The sequence below is a fragment of the Microcoleus sp. LEGE 07076 genome, from assembly GCF_015207455.1.
In the GTDB taxonomy this organism is placed as follows: domain Bacteria; phylum Cyanobacteriota; class Cyanobacteriia; order Cyanobacteriales; family Microcoleaceae; genus Microcoleus.
The window spans coordinates 19,648-37,786 of record NZ_JADEWV010000009.1 but is presented as its reverse complement, the minus strand read 5'-3'; the positions used below and the strand labels follow the sequence as shown (position 1 = coordinate 37,786).

The following is an 18,139-nucleotide window of genomic DNA, read 5'->3' as shown; positions in this document are numbered from 1 at the left end:
TAGTGGTCAGTGGTTATTTGTTAATTCTTAGTTGTTCGTTCTAATTGCCAACTGCTTTCCTGTCAACTGCTTTCCTGTCAACTGCCAATTGACTACCGATCGAACTTGCGCTGAATTTGCCTCAAAGATTGGTACATTTCGGGCAAGCGGTTGTAGATGGCTGTGGCTTTGAGAAATAGTTTGTGGGGAATTGCTGGAACACCTGTGACGATCGCACCTGCGGGCACGTCGCTGTGAATTCCGGCTTTAGCAGTGGCGATCGCCCCATCTCCGATTTTAGCTTGATTGGCAATTCCTACTTGACCGGCCAAAATGACATTGTTACCAATTTTTACTCCGCCAGCCATGCCGACGTGGGCGGCAAAAGCGCAATTTTTCCCGACTTGACAGCCGTGACCTACGTGTACTAAATTGTCGATTTTGGTATTCTGGCCGATGCGGGTTTCTCCGACAGCGGGCCTGTCGATCGTGCTGTTGCAGCCAACTTCAACGCCCTCTTCCAATACAGTGCAGCCAGACTGCTCCATTTTCACCCACCCGGAGGCTGTCGGCACGAACCCAAAACCTTCGCTCCCGATCGCCGCACCGCTGTGAATCACGCAATTTGCCCCGATGCGAGTACGTTCGTGAATGACGCAGTTAGCGTGTAAAACTGTGCCTTCCCCAATTAGTGCATCTGGGTAAATTACGACATTGGGGTGAATGCAAACGTTGCTGCCAATTTTGACTTTTGCTTGAATCACGCTGTGGGGGCCGATATAGACATTTTCACCGATTTCTGCGGAGGGGTGAACGACGGCTGAGGGATGAATTTCGGATGCTGGGCGAAACGGTTGATAGAAAAGGGCGATCGTTTGAGCAAATAACAATCGCGGATCTGCTGCGGCTATCCAAGCGATGTTGCGATCGTCGCATTGAGCTTGGAGACTTTCATCTAACGGTAAAATTAAAGCCGAAGCGTTTGTAGTGGCTGTATGAGCGGCAAATTTAGCACCTTCTATATAACTGACAGTACCGGGTGCAGCTTCATCAACTGGGGCCGCGCCTGTAATTTCTGGATCGCTAGCAACCGACGCTGCGAGGCTGCGACTGGTGGCTAAGTTAAGTTTTTGTACTATTTCGCTAAACTTCATCTATAAAAAATTTGCTGTTAACACAGATGGATCATAGTTAAAAGTACCAGCTTTGGAGCACGCTCCGAGCAGTTGCCTTGGAAAAAACAAAAACCCCGATTTCTTCAAGAAATCGGGGTTGTAGCGATCGATTGTTTTGGGCAATTATTGTACGGAAACTGCATCTACGTCAACGGTGCTGCCTTTGGCTTCAGAAGGGCTGCCGGTGGCTTCGGATGCTGTGGCTGTCTCTGTTTTGCGGGATTTAAAGTAGTCGGTTGCCATTTGGGATAGTTCGGAAATCAGCAATACTGCGATCGCCACATCGTCAATTTGTCCGACGACGGGGAGAAAATCTGGTGCAATGTCGATCGGGCTTACCAGATATGCCATGGTTCCCAGAATAATCCACCAGCGGTACTTGGGGTTGCGGAGCGTGTCGCGATACCAGTTGTAAACAGATTGTATAGAAAAGTTCATGGGGTTGTCCTCTCGTTATATTTTCAATCTTGACAAATTATCGCTCGAAACGCTTGTGGAGATATCCCCCCTAAGGTTGGGAAGAGACTTCTACCTGGAAGTATAGGGAATTGAGGAGGGAGAAGTTGTCCATCTGTGTCCCAAAGGCGGGGACTCTTGACAACGCCCCTACAGAAACCTGACAGATGAAAGCCGATCGAATTAATCTGTGTTTATCTGTGTTTATCTCCTGTTTAAACAAATCTTCATCTATTAATTGTATATCGTGATTAAAGCAAGTTACTTGGATTGGGTTTTTTAAACCGCAGATGTCAGCAGATAAACACAGATGAACGCTGATGGGATTTATCTGTGTTTATCTGCTGTTTAAACAAATCTTCATGTCTCTCACTCACGAATCTTGAAACACCCATTTTTGGTCGCCGATCGCTATTTCGCAACCGTTCGCCAGCCAAAAAGGCTCGTTAGCAGCCAGCCTCTGTCCTCCGACAAAAGTGCCGTTGGAACTCCCGCTATCTATAAGTTGATATCGCTGTTTGCCAACTTCGTCAGTAGCGCGGCGGATTTGGGCGTGGTAGCGCGAACTTTGCGGATCTTGCAATACTAAAGTGTTGTTCGGTTCCCGTCCAATTGTAAAAGGATTCGCGGTTAAACCGATCGCCTGTCCCGAAAATTTGTAGATTAAATATGCGGTGTTTTTGCGATCGCTACTGGCGAGTACCGTCGGTGCAAGTGAAGGTGAATTTCTGGCAGGTGGGAGACTGTTTTGGGCGAGTTGTTCTGTCAGTTGTTGCAAATCGCGATCGAACCCTGCTGCTGTGTCAGAAGCTGGAAGAGGAACAGGAGAATTACCTGAAATTAAGTTTAACTGCTGTACGGGAGCTTGAGGAACAATCGGCCGGCCGGCTTCGGCAATTCTCATTTGCAAGGCGGCGGAGTTTTCGGCTTCCTGTCGAGCACTCATTCCTTCAACTTGGCGAATAACTCCGTTAGTTTCGGGAAAGCTGACATCGCCAATTCGCACGTCTTCTAAGTTAAAACCTAGGGTATAAAAATCTTGGACGCGATCGAGCAAATTTTGGCGCAGCAACAGCCGGCCTTGGGTGATCAGCTGTTGTAAAGAAAATTGCCCGATCGCCACTCCCATACAATCCTTAACTGCACTTGCTAAAACAGCGATAGGATCGGACAATTCCAAAGCTACTCGTTTCGGATCTATAACTTGATAAATAACAGTCAGAGTGGCATCAATTAAAAATCGATCCTTAGATAAAAAATCTCCGTGGGACTGTACATCCAAATTTCGGAGTTTGGTGTCTACTATGACAATTTGACACTGTTCTAGCAGGGGAAGGGCGAAGCTGAAATGCCGCCCGGATTTCAGGGTACGCACGGCGCGGCCGTTTTTGACCAACAGCCCCGTGTAACCCGCCCCGATAAAGTCCATACTAAAGCCGGCCCAGCGTTCGGGTGTGACGGTTTGAATCAGGGGAGAAGCGTTGTTCATGACAGGGAGTTGAGGGAGGTTTGATTCTATTTTTAGGGTAACAAATTGCTGGCGGCGAGCGATCGGGCGTTGTGCCGGTTTCGCAACCTCTATTCTATACTTCTGGACTCCCCGCGATTCAGGCCGGACTGGATCTAGCTTGCATCTAGTTGATGGTGGGGGCGATCGAAATACTGTTCGTAGGGTGCGTCAGATCCGAAAAACTTGTTGAAATCGAAATAATTAATGTCTGACGCACTCTACAATTTGCTATAACTGTGACTATTTTTGCTAAGATTAAAGAGCTTAAAAATTACCAATTAAGAGCCTTTAACTAAGATGTCTAAGGAATCAGTCATCACAGAACATATCGAAATTACGCCTGGGGTGCTTGGTGGTAAACCGTGCATTGCCGGTCATCGAATTGCTGTAGCACACATCGCCGAAATGTATCTGAAAATGGGGATTTCTATAGAAGAAATCGCGGGCAAATACGATCTGCCACTCGCCTCGGTTCATGCAGCAATGACCTACTATTACGATCGTCGAGAAGAAATCGATCGTCGCACGGCTGAAAGTCGAGCTATTGTGGAAGAATTAAAGCGCAATAGTCCACCATCTCCGTTACAAGAAAAATTGAGGGCAATTAGAGGTGAGTGAGCAAATTCGTTTTCATTTAGACGAACATATTGACTCTAATATTGCGCGCGGTTTACGTCGTTACGGGATAGATGTTACAACAACAGTTGATGCGGGGTTGCGTACTAAAAGCGATGAGTCACATCTGGCATTTATTCGCGAACAGCAGCGCGTGATAGTAACTCACGATGACGATTTTTTAATTATGGCAAGCGATACCACAGATTATCCGGGGATTGTCTATTGTCCTCCTAATTCTCGTTCTGTGGGCGAGATTATCCGTAGTTTGATTTTAATTTATGAAGTCTATGCACCTGAAGAAATGATCGGGAGGATTGAATATATTTGACATGATTGTAAGCCGATCGCACTTTCGGACAATAAGGGCGATCGAGCTTTGACGAGTTTTCATAGATGCCGACACTGAAAGTCACATCGCACTTTGGGAAAAAAGACCATCGCCCCTAAGAAGAAAAGGGGCGATACCACTACATTTTAAAATGGAATAGGAGGAAGTGGCACATCAGGCAACAGAGGAATAGGAAGTTCTGAAGGTGGCTGTGGTATATTTATAGGCCCAGGCGGACTCTCAAGACGTTGCTGATTAGGCAGCAAAAGCCTTCCAGTTGTGATACTGGAAGCCGGAACATTATTCAGTTGCGCTAATGGTTCACCTGTACTTCTAAGACTAAGTAAGGTAAAAGCACTGCTCGATTCAATTAAAATGTCACTGATACTTACACCTGCTGGTACTTGGATGAAATCGCTTCCATTTCCAAAGTCGGTGATGATATCTAAACCGCCACCTATTGCCAAGGCAAATATATCGCTTCCTTCTCCGCCGGTAAGTGTATCCCTGTCCCTATCACCTGATAGAAAATCATCTCCAGCATCGCCAAATAGTTGATCGGTACCTCTCCCACCAAATAAACTGTCGTTGCCGTCTCCGCCTCTGACGGTATCCGCATCTAGATCACCTCGAACTAAATCGTTGTCAATGCCTCCATCAACAAAATCGCTATCTTTGCCACCTATCAGGGTATCGTTACCAGCACCGCCTGAAATGCTATCTTGACCGTCGTTTCCCAAAATTAATTCGCTGTCAGCAGAGCCTATGACTGTATCATTGCCACCGAGAACCCACGCGCCACCTGGAATATTTGTTAGTTGTCCTGGCGAGAGGGTGATAAATTCAGAGGTGTTATCGCCGAGTAAGCGAGAGATGCCGTTTTCTACGTTAGATTGTAATGCCATGTTTTGTGCTTCCCACTGTAGCCTTTAATGGATGTGATTGAGGTGTCTTATAGTTCTTCGTCTTCCTCAAAACTTAACTTATTTCTGATCCTTTATTGTCAGCAAGTCAATATCATTTCTATGTATTTTTTAAGATCCACTTACTACTCCTATTGTTTGGGGAATCAATCGACCATCACCCTTAACCAACGTTGGTCCTTGAGCAATCAGTTGGCTAGAGCCAGATCCATCAAGTTGCATTATTTTGTTCTCATTCACTCCAAAATCTTTTAGGATTTTAACTGCACCTGGTATAGTCTGAGTATCATCTTGTGATGTTAAAATTAAAACTGTTTCATTGCTACCATTAGAGTCCCGATCTTTAACACCGACATAAGTTCTACCATCTAAAGCATTTGGATTATTTTTTTGACCATTAGTCTGTATTGGAGCACCGACTAGCACCTGTGAAGCAGATGAATTCTTGATAGAATCAATATTGTCATTGAATTGAGTAATTGATGCCTGATTGTCCCATATTTCTAATTTCAATTTTGTTCCGATGTTTTCTTCACTTGTCCGAGAGCCATCGAATACTTGATTATCTATTTTGATGGGATAAGATAAGTTAGTATCCGTAGCTTGGTAAGCATTGCTCCAATGTTTATAAAAAGTAGTAAAAAATGCACCATTAGCTATCGAAAAAGCATTGGAATTGCTTGTTTTTAAGTCATTCCAGAAATCATCAATTTTTTTATGTTTAAATTCAGGGATAGTTCCACTGCTTGTATTATTATCCTTCTCACCGATTAGCAATTTTATGGAAGCACCTTGGCTCAAGTCTACGACCTGTACATAATCAGATTTGTTATTACCCTCGTATAGATTAACCCCCTGAGCACTCTTGATCGAAGTAAATCCATTAGGTACAGAATTTGATTGTGCCTGACCTGTCTTCTGCCAAGAGATATCGAAATAAGCCTTGCTATCTCTTTCCATATAGTAGGAAAACAACCAATATTTTCCATTATTTTCAGGCTTCCACTGAATCTCCTTGCCACCGTAAGCATCTTCCTTTCCCTCCCAATTTATGTATTCCCACTTGTCGCCATTAACTGGGAGTGCTGCTATATAATAACGATCGTCAGCCCTAACTTGGAATTTGTAACTTTGATCTTTTTCAAAATCGGCTTGTGTCAAAAAGCTCAATAAGAAGAAGTCATTGTTTACGCCATCACCGGGACTCCCATCTCCCCAATCCTTTGCAAAACCTTTTTTACCATCGATGCGGGTGTTAGAACCAAAATCTTTGTAACCATTACCATTCCATACTTGTTGCCATGACTTTGAATTACTATCCCAATTAAAAGCTTTGGTAGCCCATTTATTTTGAATATCAAAACCTGCCTTCTCTATCGAAATTGTTTGCCCATTGAATAGAACAGTCCCAATATCATCCTCACCCTTCAACCCCTGAAGCTCACCCTCACTCAACTCCTTCCCCTGAACGATCGCCCCAAAAATCGCCCCCTCATCTCCCGGTGAATCCGTAACATTCAACCGCGCATCAACAGAGTGCCCGATTTCTTCCAGCAACACATCCGCAACCGCCGCCGGATTCGCCGCATTCTCAGTCAAAAATTCCTTCGATAAATAAATCGTATCCGTCGCCGCAGCAAAAGCCCCATTCGCCCCACCAATCTCAGCAGACGAGACAACCTTCACTGGCGGGATATCGCTAAAATCTCCCTGAAACCATTCTTCTGCTAAGGTTTTCGCAGCCGCAGCATCCCAGTTTTCCGCAAAAGCCACATTCAGCTTAGCCGCGAAATCTGGATCGGCCGCAAACTTACTCAAATCCCCATAAACCTCTGACATCGCCTGACCTGTTAGCAAATCGACAGAGCTATCCGGTAAACTGCTGTTGGAGTCGGTTGTCAGCGCGCTAGCCATCAGAGTCGGCGAAGCGTCAGGCAAAATGATATTGTCATAGGCTTCTGGCGTTAAAGTCGGGAGATTAACTTCTTGACCGACACCCCCCGTTAGGACGCGGTTAGCATCTAGCTGCGGGATAATAGCCTTAGTCGGTTCTAGGCTGGCATTCCAAGGAGCGATCGCACTTTCGTTATTAAATTCAGGCGTGAAAAAATTAGACACGTTATTTCCTCGTGTTGATTAGAGACAAGTACATAGACTTGCCTGTGTTTGCTTAGACTAAATAAACAAATTGTTCTAAAAGCCGATCGGCCGTAGGCGTAAGCCGGGGCGTAGCCATCGCCCTAATCCACCATGAGCCCCGACGAACCGCAACAGTAGCGGTGCTTCTAAGGCTCTATTTATCTATCAGGCTCAGTCCCCAAGTTTTATGCAAAATACTGTTTTTTGTTACAAAACTTTACATAATCTTTCCCGACGCTGGCAGATAGTAGGTTTGAGCTGAATTAGAGCGATCGCCCTAATACACCCGCAAGCCCCGATGAACCGCAACAGTAGCGGTGCTTCTCAAGCTCTATTTATCTATCAGGCTTAGTCCGCAAGTTTTATGCAAAATACTGCTTTTTTGTTACAAAACTTTACTTAGCGCCGTCAGACGTTCGCAGATATTAGCTTTGAGGTTGGTTGCAACGATCGCGCCATCACTGAATCTGAGTATCTCTACTCGGCATCACATCTCGTCAACAAGCTCAACCCTAGTTAATATTTGTAACATTACACTAGGCAAATCAAAAAGTAAACTAACAAACACTAGCAATTTCGGTTATGCTATCGTTAGTCACATCTCAACACATCCGACAATGGCATCCAAGGAAGACTTATTTGCCGAAGCCGCCAAAAACTGGGACTTAGAAAGGCTTTACCAAGCTTTCGCAGAAGCTAAACGGCAAATCTCCCCCCGATCGCGCCGGGGACTTACAGAAACCGAAAAACTCTACCTCCGAGGCTTGCTTTCCGGTTGCAGTCCCGCCGAAATCGCCCGCCAACTGTTTCAGACTTCCAAAAGTGCTGAGGTTTATCTATGTAAAACTTTATACCAATATGTAAAAAAAATCGCAGATGTACCTAACGAACCTGTCGGAAATTGGCGCAATATTTGCGATCGGCTACAGGAAGCCGGATATAAAACTCAGTCTTCTCCTGAATTTAAAATAAATAATTCTGTACCTACAGAAGCATTAGTAAAAATAGTTAATATAGGTTTTAAAGAAAGTACAGTATCAATTGATATTAATATTCGACTAGAATTCCCCTCAACTTCAGAGACTCCAAAAACAGAAGACTTGGATAAAAAAGACTAGATGGGCGATCGCACCTCAACCAACCAATCTAACTGAAGGGCGTAAAGCGCCGCTATCCTATAGAGAATCGCCTACAATAGAATAAACACCCCTCATCTCAAACACCATGCAAATTGTTTTGCCACCTGAAGCCGAAGCCCTCGTGCAGCACCAACTCACCAGCGGCAAATACAACAGCGCGATCGACGTTATCCTTGCAGCCATTAAACTACTCGAACAACAGCAAGACATTTATTAAGGACGACTGCAAGAACTCCAACGAGACGCACTGATTGGACATCTTGCATCCCAACGCGGTGAAGTCGTAGACGGTGCAACCGCAATGGCACAAATTCGAGCTAATTTGCGTTCGCGTTACACTTCCTCAGAAGCATGAGTCCACAATGCAAGCCTCACCCAACCCGCAATTCAAGACATCGAGCAAATTGCAGACTACATCGCTAGTCGATCGGGACTGGAGCGAGCCGATCGCTTTTTAAGCAATCTTGACGCTAAATTCGCCAAAATTGCTCAATTTCCCAATATTGGACGACAAAGAGACGAAATTTTACTATAGCTTCGCAGTCTCTCCACAGACAACTATCTCATCCTCTATATGATGATCGGACAAGATGTAGAGATTTTTCGAGTAGTCAGTGGTTATCGAGATTTGTCAGCCCTGTTCGCCGATGCTGATGATTGAATTTAACTAAACAACGATCGCCCTTTCATTCACCGCACCAAAAAAGCTGCACACTCAACATGAGAAGTCTGAGGAAAGAAATCCGCCGGCTGCACTCGCGCTAACTTATAATCCCCATTTTCGCACAAAATCTTCAGGTCGCGCGCCAAAGTAGCAGGCTTGCAGCTAACATAAACAATCCGATTTGGTTGCATTTCCTTGATAGCTTCCAAAACCGCGCGATCGCACCCTTTCCTCGGCGGATCTAGCAGCACAATATCCGGTGTCAATCCCAAGGAAGGCAGCAAACTCTCTACAGTTCCGGCGTGAAACTCGACATTTTTCAAATCATTTAACTCAGCATTTAATTGGGCTTGTTCGATCGCCGCCGATTGCACTTCTAAACCTATAGCTATTTTTACTTTTTTTGCCAGCGGCAAAGTAAACGTCCCAATTCCGCAGTAAGCGTCAACCAAAACCTCATTTCCCTGCAAACTTAATTCCCCTACAATCACCTCCAACAACGCTTCAGCAGCCTCTGTATTTACCTGGAAAAAAGTATCTGCTCTTAGCTGAAAATTCAATCCAGCAAATTTTTCTCGTAAATAAGATTTTCCGGCAATGCAGCGAGTTTCTGTACCAAAAATCACATTAGTTTGAGCCGGATTTATATTCAAACAAACACCTGCAAGTTGAGGATATTGTTTCAGCCACTCAGATGCTTGTTCTTCGATTCCCGGCAACTCTCCAGTGCGAACTATTAAAGTTAGCAGCATCTCGCCGATGCGCCGTCCGATCCGCAAGGACAAGTGACGCAATTCTCCTGTATGTTTCTTTTCGTCGTAAACAGGCCAATCCCGCCAGTGGATGTCTTCTTTGACTTCTTTTAATAACGGATTGAGGCGCGGGTCTTGCACCGGACACTGATTGAGATTGACTAATTTGTGGGTGCTTTTTTGATAGTAACCTGCTTGCACTTGACCTGTAGCAGAAATTGCCACGGGATACGTCGCTTTGTTGCGGTATCCCAAAAATTGGGGATATCCTTCTATTTTTCCAGTTAAAATTTCATTGACTTGCAAATTGCTAAATCCGCCAATTCTTTCTAAGGCTTGAATGATTTGATTTTGCTTGGCTGCAAGTTGATATTGATAGTCTACGTGCTGCCACTGACAGCCACCGCACTTGTCGGCGACAATGCAGTTAGCTCGGATGCGGTGTTCGGATGCTTCCAGAAGTGTGTCCAGCTTGCCTGTAGCGTAGCTGGATTTGACTTGCACGAGGCGGACAAGGATTCGATCGCCCGTCACGGTATCGGGCACAAACACCACGAGCTCGCCGAAGCGGCCAACTCCGTCGCCGGTGTCTGTCAAGCCGGTAATCTCTATCTCAATTAGTTGACCTTGCTGGCAGTGATTTGCCAATTTCGTCGAGTTTGGGGTGGGGAATTTAGATTTGGTCACAAGTAGTCGTGGTAGGATTTAATATGGTAATGCAATATCGCTATCTGTTTCCTCAGAGTCAGTCGTAGCGAAGCTGGGCGCAAGCCATCGCGCTCAAGCTCAATTACAGGATGTCTTCCTGCTTCCGAACCCCTTGCTGCTACAGCCGCGAGCTTCAACCGGGGAGATTGCCCCCGATCGAGCCTGTGCGATATGCTATTGGGGCCGGGGAGACCAAAACTCGCCCTTACAGTCTAAATGTCTGCCGGCATTCAAACTCTCAAGCGCAGTTTTTGAATTTTTCCCGAATTTTTCCCGAATTTTTCCCGAATTTTTCCCGAATTTTTCCCACAGTACCTTGGGGCACAAGGAAACTGGCTTAGTCACTAAGCATAACGCTTGCGGAGATTTACCACCTACTTCTAAGATTGATCAATGTTAGAATCAAAGTAAATCGCCTAACCAAGAATCTCATCTTTAAGAGATGGGAATGTCAATTAATCTTACTCTCAAATATCCTCAATTTTTTGAATAACAATGAGCGTAGTTAGCCAACTAATTCTCCAAGCCGACGACGAACTTCGCTATCCCAGTACCGGCGAACTTCAAAGCATCAAAGATTTTTTTAAAACCGGAGAACAGCGGGTGCGTATTGCTACTGCGCTGTCTGACAGTGAGAAAAAAATTGTTGAACAAGCTAGCAAAAAACTCTGGAAAAAACGACCTGATTTTATCTCTCCTGGGGGCAATGCTTACGGCCAGCGCGAACGGGCTTTGTGTCTGCGCGACTACGGCTGGTACTTGCGCCTGATTACCTACGGTATCTTGGCCGGTGACAAAGAGCCGATCGAAAGTATCGGTTTGATTGGCGTTCGGGAAATGTACAATTCTCTGGGCGTTCCTGTTCCTGGCATGGTGGAAGCTATCCGCTGTTTGAAGGAAGCTGCTTTAGCTTTGCTCAATCAGGATGATGCTAAGGAAGCTGCTCCTTATTTTGATTATATCGCTCAAGCAATGTCTTAATTGTTTTGGCGATCGTTTTCGCGACTGATGTGGCGGAGCATTCGCGGGTGATTTTTGGGGCGATTGGATCTCGCAATTGCTCGCAAATGTTTCGCTTCTGTTTTTGGAAAGGAAATCTGCCTAATTTCTGTTAGGAAGCAATGCAGTTTAAGCTTTCCCAGATTTCGAGAACTTCTTGTTTTTCAAGGCATATTTGCTTGAGAAAGTCAAGTGTTTTTGGGAGATATTGTTTTTGGAATTTGCGGCTGTCGTAGTGAATGGATGTTTTGAGCTGCGAGAGTTCTGCAAGAGAGGGACTGGTTTGGATGTGATGGGCGATCGCATTTTGCCATTCTTCCAGCCTGCGGTACGAGATAAATTGTCCGCCTCTGTCGAGCCGATGCACGAAAACCACGAAAGCCCAGGATTCGACTCGCTTAATTTGATTGGGGCTGATTTTGAGCAGTTGGGCGATCGACCGAACAGCGATCCGGAGCTTTTTCGAGGGTTGGACGCGGCGAAATAGTGCTGTCATGGCTGTATACTAAGGGCTTGAGAGGCAAGTTCTGTTTAGAGTCAATTATATATTAATATATCAGACTCTTATTGCACAAGTGAAAGAAAACTTAATTTAAACTTCTTAAGCTCAGATGTTGCTCGTGCAACCCTCAATCATTGATGCTGTGATAGTTTGAGAGTTAACGTAGGTGGGAAAAATGTCAAGACTCTCTAACAAGGTTGTGGTAGACAAACAGCAGGAATTGCGTCCCGTTCGCTTCACTGAAACGGGGCGGATGCGTTTGGGGAAGATTTTAAAAGCAGCAAGACAGACAACAGGTTGGTCTGTCAGCGAAACAGAGTTCAAAACAAAGGGATATGAAGAGGCGCTGTTCACAGCTACAAATCAACCCGTACCCAAAGATGTTGGTATCAGTGCCGCCACAGTCAACCGCTACGAACGCGGGAAGTTGGATAATCTAGATTGGCGATCGCTCTCCCTATTATGCTTTGTCCTCAAGCCGATCGATCCGGTGACAGGAGAAGCCCTGGAACCCACAAATGCCCTTTATATAGCTTGCGAACATCCGCCGTACAACGATGCAAAGCTCTATGAGTAGTTGATATCTGAACTTATTAAACCAAATTAGTTAGATTTGGAGTTTTTAACCGCAGAGAGCGCAGAGGGCGCAGAGGAGGATAAATGAGAGAGATTAATCATTCTGATACCCACGGATTTGATGTTAAGCATCGCCTTTTTGTTTCGCCAGCATTGCTTTAGCTTGCTGCCACAAAGCATCTAACTCTTCGGGCGGATAATCCGACAAAGGTCGATCGCACGCAGCCTCCACCCTAGCAAACCGCTGCACGAAACGATCGTTCGTTCCCTGCAAAGCAGCCGACGCATCTAAATCGTACCAGCGAGCCAATTGAACCAACACAAACATAATATCTCCCAATTCCGACTCCTGCGCGGCCTTATCCTCGTGTTTGAGAGCGTGTTCAAATTCCGCCATTTCCTCGTGAAATTTATCCCAAACGCCCTCTACATTGTCCCAATCAAAACTCACCTCCGCAGCTTTTTGAGAGATTTTTGCGGCGGCCGTGATTGGCGGCAAAGTGCTGGCATAACGGCTCATTTTTGAGGCTAAACTTGGCGGTTTTTCCAAATTTGTACCTTTTTCTGCTGCTTTGATTTTTTCCCAGTTTTCGTTGACTTCATCCACGCTGTTGACTTCCACATCCCCGAAAACATGGGGATGTCGCCGAATCAGTTTTTCGGTAATTCCCCCAGCGATTTCTGCCAAGGTAAATTGATCGGATTCCCTGGCAATTTGAGCTTGCAGAAATACCTGTAACAGCAAATCTCCCAATTCTTCGACGATCGCATCTTGATCTCCTTTGCGAATTGCGTCGGCGGTTTCATAGGCTTCTTCGATGATGTGAGGAATTAGGGTTTGGGGAGTTTGGGCTAAATCCCAAGGACATCCGCCGTCGGGCGATCGCAACGCAGCCACAACTTCTATCAAGTTTTCCAATTCAGCGAGCGATCGACTGTGGGAATTAGACATTAGAATTCACCTGTTAGATTTGCTAGATGTGCGGCGGGGAGCTTTGCTTTTGCGCCTCTTAATTGTCTTGGGAGGGCGCAACCCGCTCAATCCTTTCTTTTTGAACTGTTTGTAAGCAGAACCACCCCAATCGCTCAAATAGTGGCTCATCGCGCCCAATTCGAGACCGACGTAGATGGCTATAAATTCGATGTAGTGTTCCGAGATCGATCGACCCCAACCCAAAACCGCTTCCTGCCAATTTCCGGCTAAGTTGCCAATTTTTTCGGCGATTGTCAATCCCAAGACTCCTATAACGGTGATCCAGATAGCGAGGTACAAGATTCGCAAAGCCGTGCCGATCAGAGGCCCGTGGGACAAAAAAGAGCGGTGGCGCAGGCTTTTTTGGTAGGGAAGCCAAATAAATTTGAACCATCCCCAGCGCTGATACTGACAGGAGTAGATATCTAAATCCGGACCAAACATCAGTCCGCCGATTAAGAAGCTGCCGGAAACCAGCAAAGTCAGATTGCTGTTTTGAGTATGGCCAAAGGTGACGCCTGCCACCAGGGGCAAACTCCATAGGGTTATTCGATCGTGCGTGCGGCCAGAGGGCATTAAAAGTTTATGATTTTTTTAGTTGATCTTTCTGGGGTATTGTGATATGATAAGTCCCTGTAAGCGCAATTGGGCGATTAGCTCAGTGGTAGAGCGCCTGCTTTACACGCAGGATGCCGTAGGTTCAAATCCTACATCGCCCATACCAAAAGTCAATATCAACACTTAAATCCGTTTTTAGCCGTCAAGCCGAGAACGGCTTTAAGTGTTGCTGTTGACGGTTGACTTTTGAATTTGGTGACGAATAAATTTAACATTCTGTGGCAGATGTCCCGCAAATAGGTACTCAATGCAGGAAAATTAATTCATAGATTTTCCTTTTTAGAAGCCTGTATATGAAGCCTAAAATAACTAGCCCGATCGCCTGGAAGCAAGCTGAACTTCTCATGCAGCCCGCCATGATCCGAGTGATCGACAATATCCGCAAACAATTAGAGGACTCCGCCTGGACGGGAACTTATCACAACGTCGAGGTTCCCATTCCCGGCTATCAACTAATTTTAGAGCATCAAGGCGAGCAAAAATCCGTCGATATTTGGGAACTTTGCTATCGCATCTGCTTTGTCAACTACCCGCCAGCCCACACTCCAATGCAAAGCCAGGAAGTCATAATTGATACTAGCTTGATTGAAGATGACACTGGCGATGTAGATTGGAATCGTCTTGATGCCAAAGCCAGCCAATTAATCCAAGAAATCTTCGCTAATTTAGGCAATTAGTTATTGGTTATTGGTTAGTAGTCATTAGTCAACAGTCAACAGTTAACAGTTAACAGCCAACAGCCAACAGTCAACAGCCAACAAAATCTTATGATTCAAGAATTGCACGACATTCAAGCCGCAGCAGGCGCTACATTTGCAGAATTAACAACCACAGAAACAGTCCCAGTCAGTTTTGGTAATGACGCAGCAGCCATCGCAGCAACTAAACAAGGTGTGGCTTTGTACGATCGCACTCACTGGGGACGCATTCAAATCTCCGATAGCGATCGCCTGCGGTTCCTGCACAATCAAAGTACCAATAACTTTAACATACTCAAACCCGGTCAAGGTTGCGACACCGTTTTCCTCACATCCACCGCCCGGACGATCGACCTCGCCACCGCTTATGCTACAGAAGATGCTGTAATATTGCTAGTTTCAGCCAACCGCCGCCGCCAACTTCTCGAATTGCTCGATCGCTATATTTTCCCAATGGACTGCGTAGAATTAACAGATATAACCGATACAACAGTTACCTTCAGTCTCCTCGGCACCGAAAGCACTCAACTACTAGAAAAACTCGGAGTTACCGAACTTCAAAATCAACCCTACGCTAGTCACAAATCGATAAATTTCGCAGGAATGAACATCCGAGTTGCTGTTGGTAGCGGTTTAGCAACTCCTGGATACACCTTAATTGCAGCAGCCAGCGATGCAGCCCGCTTGTGGACTGAGTTAGTTAAAGCTGGGGCCGTACCAATGGGCGATCGAGTCTGGGAACAACTGCGAATCGAACAAGGCCGCCCCGCACCCGACTTTGAACTCACAGACGATTACAACCCCCTAGAAGCGCGCCTTTTACACACAATTACTTATGACAAAGGCTGCTACATCGGCCAAGAAACAATTGCCCGATTGAACACTTACCAAGGAGTAAAACAGCAACTTTGGGGGGTGCAATTGAGCGGGTATGTTGCACCGGGTACTGTGGTGACAATCGGAGAAGAAAAAGTCGGCAAACTTACCAGTTTAACTGAGACTGAATCTGGATTTTTTGGTCTGGCTTATATCCGTACTAAAGCTGGAGGCGAAGGATTAAAAGTTCAGGTAGGAGAAATTTCCGGGGAAGTGGTAAACGTACCTTTTTTAAGTTTATAGCCACAGGAAGAATCGAATAGATATAATTCCTGTAGGGGCGGGTGCACTAATAATAATTGCCTAAAACCGACAATCTCATAAACCCGCCCGATCGGTGACGATCGGCAATTAACCGAACTTGATATTACGAAAGTTTTCTTAGCGAATTCTGACAAATCCCCCCTTTTCAATCATTTCCTGGCCCTGTTCTGTCAGCAGTAAATTGGCATAAGCTTCTCCAGCTTGTTGATCGACTTGATTGTTCTTTTTAACAACTACAAACAATCGTCGAGTTAAGGGATATTCTGCGCTTGAAAAAACTTCTGTATTCACTTCATTACGCTTATAAGGACACTCAGACAGTGGCACAAAAGGTAGTTTGTAAGGTGGAATTAGTTGATTCAAGTTCCGACCAAGCGGTAATGTTTTAACTTGACATTGCGATACCAATAATGGAGCAGAAGCTTCAAATATTCCTCCTGGATCGACGGCAACTTTACGAATAGCATCGGTAGGGGTTGATACTATTTGACGATTGTTTCCTTGCTCGCCTTGTATGGCATAAAGATTAATTCTCAAATTAGGGCCGCCAAGTTGATTCCAATTGGTTATTTTACCTGCATAAATATCATCTTTTTGCTGCATTGTTATGCCTGGAATATTTAAGCTTGGGTGAACTGCGATCGCCCTCCCATCAATTGCTACTGGAACTTCTACTAAACTAAAACCTCGTTGTTTTGCTTGTTCGTATTCCTGATCTTCAACTGGGCGAGAAGCATGAGAAAAAGACAATTGATTGTCTAATAACATACGGATACCTGAACCAGTGCTAGGCTTACCTTGATTCGTTTGAGTGTAGCGCAGTTTAAATTGAGGCCAAACGGTTTGAATTTTTGGGTCTAAATCGCGTCGGATTGTGGCCCAAGTCGTGCTACCGCCATAACTAAATAGTTTGTTTGGGACGTTTTTGACTTGAGTAAAATTTTTACCGTTAGATTGGTCGGTTTGATTGGTTAAAGGCACAATTTTGTAAGCATAATTACTTGTAAACCACCAAAAAACCAAACCGATTAAGCCACTGGTAATTGTGAGGGCTAAAACTAGAGATGCTGTTTCGTTTTTTTTAGTCATAAGTGAATAATTTTGACGTGAATTAAAAGATGAGGGAAAGTTTGTGTAGCGGCGATACCCAGTAGTTTCCCCGATTTCGAGCGCCGAATCATCGCCGAATTATCTTGATTTAAATTATCACATATTCTTCAGTAAATTCAGTTTGAGTAACTTCTGGATTCGCCTCCAATGGGTCGCTGTAATAAGCATCAATATGTGCGATGAAACCTTCCCGATAAGCTTTCAGATGCGATTCAAGTGCTTCGATATCCTGCTCTTTTGTCGCGTAACTGCTATCTCTTCTAAATTGACCAAATTCCTTAACAAAAGCCATATCAATTTGCCACAAAGCTGCATCAATCGGACGATATCCCAAATCAACAATATCGTAAGCTACGAATCCTTGGGACTTCATAAAACTCATTACATCATACATTTGACCGAACAAAGTAACTTCGACAATGACATATTCAGTCTGCTGCAAAATCTCCGTTGCTCCCGCTAAAACATCTAATTCCTTGCCGTCTACATCAACCTTAATTAAATACGGGCCCGGCAAATTTCTTTCCTTGCATATGCCATCTAGAGTAATAGCTGGGATCTTTCTCAAATCAGGATTGCTGCTATCAGTAACGGGATTTTTAGAAACCGAAGAGTGCACCATACCTGGACTGACACTGAGAGTTAAAACTCCTGATTCTTTGGCCGCAGCAGCAATAATGTATTCTGCATTTTTGAGCTTGCGGCAAATTTTGGCGAGGTAAGGTTCATTTTCGACGATGGGTTCAATTAGCAAATGTCGCGCATTGGGGAAAGTTTCGTAAAGGTTAAATGTTCCCAAGGCTGCACCGACATCTATCACAGTTTTTGGCTCAAAACCTAATTTTTTCGCCAGTACCAGGCTACCTGTCATCGTGTTTCTGACAATTCCTGTTTGTTGTTCGCTCATAATATTTATATCCTTTTGACAAAAAATGGCTACACAATAAATGTGATCTTTGTGTATAATACAATTGCGATCGGGTGCTGATCTCTTAAATTGTCGAGAGGTAGCTAGAGATTGTTGGTGGCGACACATCCTACGACTGATTTTTTTAAATTGATTGTAGTTATTGTAGGGTGCGTTAAGTCAGAATGTTACGATCGCCAACTCAGAATTTGCGCCCTGACGCAC

19 protein-coding genes, 1 tRNA gene and 1 pseudogene are annotated in these 18,139 nt (G+C 44.9%); 10 read left to right on the top strand and 11 right to left on the bottom strand.

Features of this window, described 5'->3' with window-relative positions:
- Nucleotides 1–92 precede the first annotated feature (92 nt).
- The 3 genes from lpxD to IQ270_RS02800 all read right to left on the bottom strand — a co-directional run bounded on the left by lpxD (nucleotide 93) and on the right by IQ270_RS02800 (nucleotide 3,099).
- Complete coding sequence (gene lpxD / locus IQ270_RS02810) at nucleotides 93–1,133, bottom strand: UDP-3-O-(3-hydroxymyristoyl)glucosamine N-acyltransferase (RefSeq protein ID WP_193971745.1); 1,041 nt, start codon at nucleotides 1,131–1,133, stop codon at nucleotides 93–95.
- A 144-nt stretch (nucleotides 1,134–1,277) separates the two neighbouring features.
- A complete protein-coding gene (locus tag IQ270_RS02805) occupies nucleotides 1,278–1,592 on the bottom strand; it encodes a YkvA family protein (protein WP_193971744.1) in 315 nt (104 codons plus the stop codon).
- Between the two features lie 391 nt (nucleotides 1,593–1,983).
- Nucleotides 1,984–3,099, bottom strand: coding sequence for an SPFH domain-containing protein (locus tag IQ270_RS02800; protein ID WP_193971743.1), 1,116 nt, complete (start codon nucleotides 3,097–3,099; stop codon nucleotides 1,984–1,986).
- A 318-nt stretch (nucleotides 3,100–3,417) separates the two neighbouring features.
- Between IQ270_RS02800 and IQ270_RS02795 the strand changes: the two genes are divergently transcribed.
- Nucleotides 3,418–3,738, top strand: a complete 321-nt coding sequence (locus IQ270_RS02795; RefSeq protein ID WP_027248967.1) for a DUF433 domain-containing protein — start codon at nucleotides 3,418–3,420, stop codon at nucleotides 3,736–3,738.
- Nucleotides 3,731–4,066 (top strand): DUF5615 family PIN-like protein, encoded by a 336-nt coding sequence (locus IQ270_RS02790; RefSeq protein ID WP_193971742.1) that lies wholly within the window; start codon nucleotides 3,731–3,733, stop codon nucleotides 4,064–4,066. Before IQ270_RS02795 ends, IQ270_RS02790 begins: the two co-directional genes overlap by 8 nt.
- Before the next feature lie 146 nt (nucleotides 4,067–4,212).
- On the opposite strand, the gene IQ270_RS02785 is transcribed toward IQ270_RS02790, so the two are convergent.
- Nucleotides 4,213–4,971, bottom strand: a complete 759-nt coding sequence (locus tag IQ270_RS02785; RefSeq protein WP_193971741.1) for a calcium-binding protein — start codon at nucleotides 4,969–4,971, stop codon at nucleotides 4,213–4,215.
- A 129-nt stretch (nucleotides 4,972–5,100) separates the two neighbouring features.
- The gene (locus IQ270_RS02780; protein WP_193971740.1) at nucleotides 5,101–7,107 is read right to left on the bottom strand and encodes a hypothetical protein; all 2,007 of its coding nucleotides are present in this window, start codon (nucleotides 7,105–7,107) and stop codon (nucleotides 5,101–5,103) included.
- A gap of 638 nt (nucleotides 7,108–7,745) precedes the next feature.
- Here IQ270_RS02780 and IQ270_RS02775 point away from each other — a divergent pair.
- The 3 genes and pseudogenes from IQ270_RS02775 to IQ270_RS30630 form a co-directional block, all read left to right on the top strand.
- Nucleotides 7,746–8,246, top strand: coding sequence for a DNA-binding response regulator (locus IQ270_RS02775; protein WP_193971739.1), 501 nt, complete (start codon nucleotides 7,746–7,748; stop codon nucleotides 8,244–8,246).
- A gap of 106 nt (nucleotides 8,247–8,352) precedes the next feature.
- Complete coding sequence (locus IQ270_RS30635) at nucleotides 8,353–8,484, top strand: type II toxin-antitoxin system ParD family antitoxin (RefSeq protein ID WP_228056026.1); 132 nt, start codon at nucleotides 8,353–8,355, stop codon at nucleotides 8,482–8,484.
- 165 nt (nucleotides 8,485–8,649) lie between these two features.
- Nucleotides 8,650–8,802: pseudogene (locus IQ270_RS30630) on the top strand (type II toxin-antitoxin system RelE/ParE family toxin); the annotation flags it as partial.
- A 155-nt stretch (nucleotides 8,803–8,957) separates the two neighbouring features.
- On the opposite strand, the gene rlmD reads toward IQ270_RS30630, so the two are convergent.
- Nucleotides 8,958–10,370, bottom strand: a complete 1,413-nt coding sequence (gene rlmD, locus IQ270_RS02760) for a 23S rRNA (uracil(1939)-C(5))-methyltransferase RlmD (RefSeq protein WP_339384233.1) — start codon at nucleotides 10,368–10,370, stop codon at nucleotides 8,958–8,960.
- 516 nt (nucleotides 10,371–10,886) lie between these two features.
- On the opposite strand from rlmD, the gene apcD reads away from it, so the two are divergent.
- Nucleotides 10,887–11,372: an allophycocyanin subunit alpha-B gene (gene apcD, locus IQ270_RS02755; RefSeq protein WP_193971738.1), complete on the top strand. Its 486-nt coding sequence runs from the start codon at nucleotides 10,887–10,889 to the stop codon at nucleotides 11,370–11,372.
- Nucleotides 11,373–11,502: 130 nt separating this feature from the next.
- Here apcD and IQ270_RS02750 read toward each other — a convergent pair whose 3' ends face one another.
- Nucleotides 11,503–11,886 carry a hypothetical protein gene (locus IQ270_RS02750; protein ID WP_193971737.1) on the bottom strand — a complete coding sequence of 128 codons (384 nt, stop codon included), beginning with the start codon at nucleotides 11,884–11,886 and terminating at the stop codon, nucleotides 11,503–11,505.
- 181 nt (nucleotides 11,887–12,067) lie between these two features.
- On the opposite strand from IQ270_RS02750, the gene IQ270_RS02745 reads away from it, so the two are divergent.
- The gene (locus IQ270_RS02745; RefSeq protein WP_193971736.1) at nucleotides 12,068–12,469 is read left to right on the top strand and encodes a helix-turn-helix transcriptional regulator; all 402 of its coding nucleotides are present in this window, start codon (nucleotides 12,068–12,070) and stop codon (nucleotides 12,467–12,469) included.
- Between the two features lie 123 nt (nucleotides 12,470–12,592).
- Here IQ270_RS02745 and mazG read toward each other — a convergent pair whose 3' ends face one another.
- Nucleotides 12,593–13,420: a nucleoside triphosphate pyrophosphohydrolase gene (gene mazG, locus IQ270_RS02740; protein WP_193971735.1), complete on the bottom strand. Its 828-nt coding sequence runs from the start codon at nucleotides 13,418–13,420 to the stop codon at nucleotides 12,593–12,595.
- 6 nt (nucleotides 13,421–13,426) lie between these two features.
- Nucleotides 13,427–14,017, bottom strand: a complete 591-nt coding sequence (locus IQ270_RS02735) for a metal-binding protein (protein ID WP_193971734.1) — start codon at nucleotides 14,015–14,017, stop codon at nucleotides 13,427–13,429.
- Nucleotides 14,018–14,088: 71 nt separating this feature from the next.
- Between IQ270_RS02735 and IQ270_RS02730 the strand changes: the two genes are divergently transcribed.
- From IQ270_RS02730 to IQ270_RS02720, 3 genes are all read left to right on the top strand, one after another.
- Nucleotides 14,089–14,160 (top strand) — tRNA-Val (locus IQ270_RS02730).
- Nucleotides 14,161–14,352: 192 nt separating this feature from the next.
- On the top strand, nucleotides 14,353–14,736 hold the full coding sequence (locus tag IQ270_RS02725) for a hypothetical protein (protein WP_193971733.1): 384 nt from the start codon (nucleotides 14,353–14,355) through the stop codon (nucleotides 14,734–14,736).
- 90 nt (nucleotides 14,737–14,826) lie between these two features.
- A complete protein-coding gene (locus IQ270_RS02720) occupies nucleotides 14,827–15,876 on the top strand; it encodes a folate-binding protein YgfZ (RefSeq protein WP_193971732.1) in 1,050 nt (349 codons plus the stop codon).
- 138 nt (nucleotides 15,877–16,014) lie between these two features.
- Here IQ270_RS02720 and IQ270_RS02715 read toward each other — a convergent pair whose 3' ends face one another.
- Nucleotides 16,015–16,986, bottom strand: coding sequence for a substrate-binding domain-containing protein (locus IQ270_RS02715; RefSeq protein WP_193971731.1), 972 nt, complete (start codon nucleotides 16,984–16,986; stop codon nucleotides 16,015–16,017).
- A gap of 109 nt (nucleotides 16,987–17,095) precedes the next feature.
- A complete protein-coding gene (locus tag IQ270_RS02710; RefSeq protein WP_193971730.1) occupies nucleotides 17,096–17,914 on the bottom strand; it encodes an FkbM family methyltransferase in 819 nt (272 codons plus the stop codon).
- Between the last annotated feature and the right edge of the window lie 225 nt (nucleotides 17,915–18,139).

Excerpts from the sequence above, each read along its gene's own strand:
- IQ270_RS02725 (WP_193971733.1), top strand. The coding sequence starts at position 14,353 with ATGAAGCCTAAAATAACTAGCCCGATCGCCTGGAAGCAAGCTGAACTT.
- IQ270_RS02720 (WP_193971732.1), top strand. The coding sequence starts at position 14,827 with ATGATTCAAGAATTGCACGACATTCAAGCCGCAGCAGGCGCTACATTT.
- IQ270_RS02710 (WP_193971730.1), bottom strand. The coding sequence starts at position 17,914 with ATGAGCGAACAACAAACAGGAATTGTCAGAAACACGATGACAGGTAGC.
- IQ270_RS02805 (WP_193971744.1), bottom strand. The coding sequence starts at position 1,592 with ATGAACTTTTCTATACAATCTGTTTACAACTGGTATCGCGACACGCTC.
- IQ270_RS02735 (WP_193971734.1), bottom strand. The coding sequence starts at position 14,017 with ATGCCCTCTGGCCGCACGCACGATCGAATAACCCTATGGAGTTTGCCC.
- mazG (WP_193971735.1), bottom strand. The coding sequence starts at position 13,420 with ATGTCTAATTCCCACAGTCGATCGCTCGCTGAATTGGAAAACTTGATA.
- apcD (WP_193971738.1), top strand. The coding sequence starts at position 10,887 with ATGAGCGTAGTTAGCCAACTAATTCTCCAAGCCGACGACGAACTTCGC.
- IQ270_RS02775 (WP_193971739.1), top strand. The coding sequence starts at position 7,746 with ATGGCATCCAAGGAAGACTTATTTGCCGAAGCCGCCAAAAACTGGGAC.
- IQ270_RS30635 (WP_228056026.1), top strand. The coding sequence starts at position 8,353 with ATGCAAATTGTTTTGCCACCTGAAGCCGAAGCCCTCGTGCAGCACCAA.
- IQ270_RS02750 (WP_193971737.1), bottom strand. The coding sequence starts at position 11,886 with ATGACAGCACTATTTCGCCGCGTCCAACCCTCGAAAAAGCTCCGGATC.
- IQ270_RS02795 (WP_027248967.1), top strand. The coding sequence starts at position 3,418 with ATGTCTAAGGAATCAGTCATCACAGAACATATCGAAATTACGCCTGGG.
- lpxD (WP_193971745.1), bottom strand. The coding sequence starts at position 1,133 with ATGAAGTTTAGCGAAATAGTACAAAAACTTAACTTAGCCACCAGTCGC.
- IQ270_RS02800 (WP_193971743.1), bottom strand. The coding sequence starts at position 3,099 with ATGAACAACGCTTCTCCCCTGATTCAAACCGTCACACCCGAACGCTGG.
- IQ270_RS02715 (WP_193971731.1), bottom strand. The coding sequence starts at position 16,986 with ATGACTAAAAAAAACGAAACAGCATCTCTAGTTTTAGCCCTCACAATT.
- IQ270_RS02785 (WP_193971741.1), bottom strand. The coding sequence starts at position 4,971 with ATGGCATTACAATCTAACGTAGAAAACGGCATCTCTCGCTTACTCGGC.
- IQ270_RS02745 (WP_193971736.1), top strand. The coding sequence starts at position 12,068 with ATGTCAAGACTCTCTAACAAGGTTGTGGTAGACAAACAGCAGGAATTG.